Genomic DNA, 6,675 nt, shown 5'->3' on the forward strand with positions numbered 1-6,675 from the left:
CTTCACGAGGTGATTCTGTCTCTGCAGCCTGGGCCACGGGGGCAGGGGCTTGAACAGGAGCTGGTGCCGGCTCGGTTTCAGAAACCGGCGGTGCTGTGGGCTGCGGTGTCGATTGTTGTTGCGGGAGTGTGATTCCTACCTGTTCGAGCAGGTCGGGTCGCAGGTAAATCACGACAGCCAGAGCGATTATGACGAGGAGCAGCAGTCTCAGCAGGTTAAACATGGTTATCAGCCTTCAAATTAGGATTCTGGTGGGATTTTACCATGTTGTGCGCCAGTTGCTTTCAAGTGTCTGCTATTGCCGTAGTGCGATAAGATGTACGCATGAATATCGCGATGACTGCCCGGACTGTTTGATAAATGAGCAAACGTGAAGCTGTGTGGATGCCAATGAGGCGTCTGCACCTGAGATCAGTGCCTGAGAATGTCGAGGCATGGCTGCGCGACCCGGGCTCGCTGACGCAACGACTGACAGATTATTGTAGCGGACGCTTTCATGTACGCCTGTTGAACCAGGAATGGACGCGGCCGCTTGAATCAGAGCGCCAAGTGTTGATGATGGCGATGGGTGAACGCGGACTTGTGCGCGAGGTAGAGCTGTGGTGTGATTCAACGCCGCTGGTATTTGCCAGGACGGTAATCCCTGTCAGCAGCATGAAGGGACGGGTTCGCGGACTGACTGTGCTGGGCAATCGTCCACTCGGTGCTGTCCTTTTTAATGACAGGTCGACACAGAGGGAGCTATTCGAGGTGGCCGAGTTGCGTAATAACAATCGTCTTTTCCGGCGCGCTAACCAGGCGCTTGCTGAATCGGCCGATGTGCTTTGGGGGCGCAGAACGCGTTTCCGTTATGCAGACCAGCCGCTGTTGGTACACGAAATATTTCTTCCCACGATCGTGAGTGAAAAGGCATGAATCCTGAAATCCGCGACAAGCTGGTACTGTATGGCGAACTGGTCAGGATTAACCGCCCAATCGGTATATTGTTACTGCTATGGCCTGCACTGTGGGCGCTGTGGTTTGCGGGTGAGGGTTCGCCGCACTGGTTCGTGGTTGTGATTTTTGTTGCAGGAACCGTCCTGATGCGCTCGGCCGGTTGTGCAATCAACGATTACGCTGATCGTGATTTTGACGGCCATGTGGAGCGTACAAAACAGCGGCCATTGGCGGCAGGTAAAATTACACCGGATGAGGCGCTGAAGGTATTTGCACTCCTTTCACTGGCGGCTTTCTTCCTGGTGTTGTTTCTCAACGCCGGAACCATACTGCTCTCCTTTGCTGCAGTTGTAACGGCAGCTGTTTACCCTTTCATGAAGCGCTATACCAACCTTCCGCAACTGGTGCTTGGCATTGCTTTTGGCTGGGCGATTCCGATGGCCTACATGGCCTTGCGAGAGGAGATTCCGCTGGCAGCCTGGCTGCTCTTCCTTGCAACTGTTTTGTGGGCGCTGATCTACGACACCATGTATGCGATGGCTGATCGTGAAGATGACCTCAAGATCGGCCTCAAGTCGAGTGCAATCCTGTTTGGCGAGTACGACCGCCTGATAATCGGTGTGCTACAGGGCCTGATGATTATCCTGTTGATGTGGGTCGGTCTCATTACCGGGCGCGATGTGTTTTATGTTGCCGGCATTTCGGTGGCGACAATCCTGTTTTTCTACCAGCAGTGGCTGATACGCGAGCGCGAACCAAAAGCCTGTTTCCAGGCCTTTTTGAATAACAATTGGTTCGGTGCGATTGTCTTTGCCGGTCTGTTTCTGGACTATCTTGCAGGCTCCTGATGTTGTCCCTGTTTTCACATCTTCTCCTTCCTGTACTGCTGCTCTTGTTATGCCAGCCGTTGCAGGCTGCCCAGCAAGATCCGCTGGTCAGACTTGCGGCCATGCCGAATGCGAGCCTGTTGCTCGAAGAGAATGGTAAAACAGTTGCCAGTAAACAGGCCGGTCGACAGATGATTCCAGCCTCGACGCTGAAACTTCTGACCGCACTTGCAGCGCTTGAACACTGGGGTAAGGAGCATCGTTTCGAAACCCGCTTTTACCTTCAGGATGATGTTCTCTGGGTTAGGGGCGGTGGTGATCCCTTCCTGGTTTCCGAAGAACTCGATCTGATTGTTACAGCATTGCAGGAAGAGGGTGTTAACAAGCTTGATGGCATTACTACGGATGCAACGCTTTTCGACAACAATCTGCAGATTGGCGGACGCTCAAGCAGCGATAATCCCTACGATGCGCCAATCTCTTCACTTGCGGCCAATTTCAATACCGTAAGCTACAAGAAGGCAGCAAATAAAATCGTTTCGGCAGAACCGCAAACGCCCATGACAGCGCTGGGGAAAAGTGTTGCCAGGCGATATGCGAAAAAGAAGAGCCGCGGGCGCGTCAATCTCGTTAGCGAGGAGAACGGGCCGCGCTATTTCGCAGAATTGCTGGCGGCCAAGTTGCGTCTTGCCGGAGTCTCCGTTAAAAACAGTCTCTCCGCCGGACAGGTTCCACGCGGACTCAAGCCGATTTATACTCACAAAAATAGCCGAAACCTGAGCAAGGTGGTGGCTGCAATGATGGAGCATTCGAGCAACTTTAGTGCCAATTCACTCTTCCTGCTAATGGCTGGTGACAAGGGTCCGCTGGATATGAAGAAAGCACAGCAACGCATGCAAAAATGGATCAGGAAGCGTTTTAGCTGGAAGAAGTTCGCGGTGGTTGAGGGGGCCGGACTATCACGTGAAAACCACCTCAGTGCGAGGCAGTTGCTGGAAGTGGTCAAGGCGTTTTCGCCATATCGTGAATTACTGCCCAACCACAAAGGCAAGGTATTGGCAAAAACAGGTACATTGCGTGGCATCAGCTGTTATGCGGGCTTTCTAAAACGTGACGGAAGCTGGCAGCCTTTCAGCCTGTTGATTAATCAGCCGTCAGATTATTATTTCAGGGTACGCGTCGCTGAGGCGCTCTCTACTCGTCATCGTCTTCCCACAGCGCTGTGCGGAAAGGATTGTTAATGCGTTTGCTTCTATTGTTGTTTCTTCTGCTGGTAAGCAATGGTGTCTTTGCTGAAGAGCCTGTTGCATCACCTGTTATTGTTAACTCGGTAGCCGTCGCTTCGGCACATCCCTATGCAACAGCTACGGGCCTGCAGATTCTTCGTGATGGCGGCAATGCCTTTGATGCAGCAGTGGCTGTGACCGCGGTACTGGCGGTTGTCGAACCCTATTCATCCGGGCTTGGCGGGGGTGGTTTTTACCTCTTGCACAGGGCAAGTGATGATCACCAGGTGATGCTGGATGCGCGTGAGACTGCACCACTCGATGCGACACGTGACATGTACCTGGGTGCAGATGGCAAGCCGACATCTGACTCGTTGGAAGGGCCATTATCGGCTGGAATTCCTGGTGTCCCTGCGGCCCTTGCGAGGCTTGCACAGGAGTAGGGAAAGTTACCGCTGAAGCAGACACTTGCTCCCGCAATCGCTTTTGCGAAAGCGGGATTCGAGGTTGATGCCCACTATCAACGCATGGCATCGATGCGCCTCAAACTGCGGGTACGCGACAGTGAGAGCGCAAGAATATTTCTGCACAACAAGGAGGTTCCGGCGCTTGGTCACCTGGTAATCCAGCGCGATTTGGCGCAGACGCTTGGTGCACTGGCGGAGCAGGGCAGAGAGGGTTTTTACAGTGGCAGGATCGCCAATGCCCTGGTTAGAGAGGTACGCCGCAATGGTGGCATCTGGCGCCTGCGGGATCTGACAAATTACCGTGTCATTGAGCGAGAGGCGATCCGTTTTGATTACAGGGGCTGGAAAGTTACCACTGTAGCTCCTCCTTCATCCGGGGGAGTGGCACTGGCAACAATGTTCAATATTCTCGAGCCCTATGACCTCTACAGCATGGATGAGGTTATGCGTACACACCTGATTGTCGAAGCGATGCGTCTGGCCTACCGTGACCGAGCCGAGTACCTGGGCGATTCTGATTTTGTTGAGGTGCCTGTTGGCAAGTTGATACACAAGAGTCATGCAGCCTCGCTGCGAAAAGAGTGGATCAATGAAGAGATAGCAACACCCAGTGATTTTCTGCCTGCTGCATCAGCCGAGAATGCAAAGGGGCGTGATACAACACACTTTTCCATACTCGACAAAGAGGGTAACCGCGTTGCCGCTACTCTCAGCATTAACTATCCATTCGGGTCTGGTTACGTTGCAGCGGGAACCGGTATCCTGCTGAATGATGAGATGGATGATTTTTCCGCCTTGCCAGGTTCACCCAACGCCTACGGACTGGTCGGTGCTGAAGCGAACGCCAGCGCACCCGGCAAGCGTCCACTGTCGAGCATGTCGCCAGCTTTCGTAGAGAATGATCAGCGACTGGCGATACTGGGTACGCCAGATGGTAGCCGGATTATCACCATGGTGTTGCTTGGAGCGCTGGAGTTCATGAATGGCGCTGATGCGCATGCCATCGTCAGCAAGCCGCGTTTTCATCACCAGTACCTGCCCGATTCCATTACCTACGAAGAGGATGCGATCAGCGAGGATGCGCACTGGGAACTCGGCATAATGGGGCATCAATTTGCCGAGCGCATGGGCTCCTATGGTGAAGATAATCCGGTCTACGGCAACATGCAGGTGGTGACGCTCGACAAGCTGACAGGAGAAGTCAGCGCTGCCAGCGACCCGCGTGTTGGCGGGATCGCCGGCGTACGTTAACAATCAGGCCCGTAGACGCTGCAACTTGTTCTGCATCGCTGCGAAGTAGACGACCGGTATCACCACTAGCGTGAGTATGGTCGAGGCCAGCAGGCCGAAGATCAGCGACACGGCAAGGCCTGAGAAGATCGGGTCATCCAGAATGAAGAATCCACCAGCCATGGCTGCAACTGCAGTCAGTACGATTGGTTGCGTACGTACTGCGGCTGCATTGATCACGGCTTTCCTGAAATCCTCACCTTCCCGTACCTGCTGATTGATGAAATCAACCAGCAGAATCGAGTTGCGCACGATGATACCGGCCAATGCAATCATGCCGATCATTGAGGTCGCAGTGAACTGTGCCTGTGCAATCACGTGCCCCGGCATGATGCCGATAATGGTCAGAGGTATCGGGGCCATGATGACCAGAGGCACCAGGTAGGAACGGAACTGTGCGACCACAAGCAGGTAGATCAGCACCAGGCCAACAGCATAGGCAGCGCCCATATCGCGGAAAGTTTCATAGGTAACCTGCCACTCCCCATCCCACTTGAGACTGTAGTTATAGGGGTTGTCCGGCTGTGTCAGGTACCACTGTTCAAACTCGTCATGCTCATCAATTATTCCGGCGATATCAAACAGGCCGTAAAGCGGACTGTCCAGGTCACCCGCCATATCACCAGTAACATAGACGACCGGCAGCAGATCCTTGTGGTAGATGGTGAACTCACGAGCACCGCTGACAACTGTAGTGATTTCGGAAATGGGCACCAGCGCACCACTCTGGCTGCGGACTTTCAGCGACATCACCTCGTCAAGGTTGGCCTTGTCAGCCTCGTTGTATTCGAGCCGGATAGGTACAGGGTACTTGAGGTTGGCACCGTGCATATAAGTCACATCTTCACCATCAAGTGCGGTTGCGAGTGCTGCAGCAACACTGCTCTGCGCAATACCGAGGCGAGCAGCCTTGGCACGATCGATAATGATGATGCGTTTTTCCGATGGTGTCTCGATCATATCGTCGACATCGACAATATCTGCAGTTGACTCAAAATGAGCGCGTACATCCTTGGTGGTCCTGATCTGCCCGGCATAGTCGACGCCGTAAATTTCGGCAACCAGTGGTGACATCACCGGTGGTCCGGGCGGTACTTCGACAATTTTTGCATTGCCGTAATATTGACGTGCGATTGCCTGTACGGGCTCACGAACTGAACGCGCTATCTCATGGCTTTTTCGATCACGCTCGCCCTTGTCGACAAGATTGATTTGGATGTCACCAAGATGAGCACCCTCCCTGAGATAGTATTGGCGCACCAGTCCATTGAAACCTATCGGTGATGCAGTGCCCGCATAGACCTGGTAATTGGTGACCTCGGGTACTGTGGCGATATAGTCACCTATTTCACTGAGAACACGCGTGGTCTGCTCAAGTGCTGTGCCTTCAGGCATATCCAGAACAATCTGAAACTCGGACTTATTGTCGAATGGCAGCATTTTCAGTACGACGAGCTTGAAGAAGCCCAGCGAGATAGATGCTGCGATCAGTAGCAGGATGGCTATCAGCAGTTTCCAGCGGTTTGCACGACCGCGGGAGTCATCCAGAAAGGGCGACATGATTCGTGTAAAGAAGGGCGTCAGTTTGTGTTCCTGTGACTCGTCGGTAACAGCATGCGCGTGATGACTGTTACCCAGCACCTTGTTAACAGACCAGGGGGTAATAATAAAAGCAACAGCCAGTGAGATCAGCATCCCCATCGAGGCATTGATTGGAATCGGCGACATGTAGGGGCCCATGAGGCCGCTGACAAATGTCATCGGCAGCAGTGCGGCGATAACTGTGAAGGTGGCCAGTATGGTTGGCCCACCGACTTCATCGACAGCCTTTGGAATCGCTTCCAGCAGGTTCTCTGCTCCCATCGCAAGATGACGGTGGATATTCTCTACAACCACGATGGCATCATCGACAAGAATACCGATTGAGAA

Annotated in this window: 4 protein-coding genes and 2 pseudogenes; 4 read left to right on the forward strand and 2 right to left on the reverse strand. The window is 53.4% G+C overall.

Annotated features, from left to right (window positions below; all coding sequences use genetic code 11):
• Positions 1 to 223, reverse strand: a pseudogene (locus tag BOW51_RS05910) (hypothetical protein); the annotation flags it as partial.
• Positions 224 to 360: 137 nt separating this feature from the next.
• Between BOW51_RS05910 and BOW51_RS05915 the strand changes: the two are divergent.
• The 4 genes and pseudogenes from BOW51_RS05915 (at position 361) to ggt (ending at position 4,707) form a co-directional block, all read left to right on the forward strand.
• A complete protein-coding gene (locus tag BOW51_RS05915) occupies positions 361 to 915 on the forward strand; it encodes a chorismate--pyruvate lyase family protein (RefSeq protein WP_078476893.1) in 555 nt (184 codons plus the stop codon).
• Complete coding sequence (gene ubiA / locus BOW51_RS05920) at positions 912 to 1,784, forward strand: 4-hydroxybenzoate octaprenyltransferase (protein ID WP_078476894.1); 873 nt, start codon at positions 912 to 914, stop codon at positions 1,782 to 1,784. The genes BOW51_RS05915 and ubiA overlap by 4 nt, the downstream gene beginning before the upstream one ends.
• On the forward strand, positions 1,784 to 3,004 hold the full coding sequence (locus BOW51_RS05925) for a D-alanyl-D-alanine carboxypeptidase (RefSeq protein ID WP_078476895.1): 1,221 nt from the start codon (positions 1,784 to 1,786) through the stop codon (positions 3,002 to 3,004). Before ubiA ends, BOW51_RS05925 begins: the two co-directional genes overlap by 1 nt.
• Positions 3,004 to 4,707: pseudogene (gene ggt, locus BOW51_RS05930) on the forward strand (gamma-glutamyltransferase). Before BOW51_RS05925 ends, ggt begins: the two are co-directional and overlap by 1 nt.
• Positions 4,708 to 4,710: 3 nt before the next feature.
• On the opposite strand, the gene BOW51_RS05935 reads toward ggt, so the two are convergent.
• On the reverse strand, positions 4,711 to 6,675 hold a 1,965-nt coding region (locus BOW51_RS05935), incomplete at its 5' end, for an efflux RND transporter permease subunit (RefSeq protein ID WP_135568090.1).

Source organism: Solemya elarraichensis gill symbiont (assembly GCF_002021095.1).
Classification (GTDB): domain Bacteria; phylum Pseudomonadota; class Gammaproteobacteria; order Chromatiales; family Chromatiaceae.

What these genes read in the sequence shown, in the direction of transcription:
- ubiA (WP_078476894.1), top strand. Translation starts at nt 912, where the DNA reads ATGAATCCTGAAATCCGCGACAAGCTGGTACTGTATGGCGAACTGGTC.
- BOW51_RS05915 (WP_078476893.1), top strand. Translation starts at nt 361, where the DNA reads ATGAGCAAACGTGAAGCTGTGTGGATGCCAATGAGGCGTCTGCACCTG.
- BOW51_RS05925 (WP_078476895.1), top strand. Translation starts at nt 1,784, where the DNA reads ATGTTGTCCCTGTTTTCACATCTTCTCCTTCCTGTACTGCTGCTCTTG.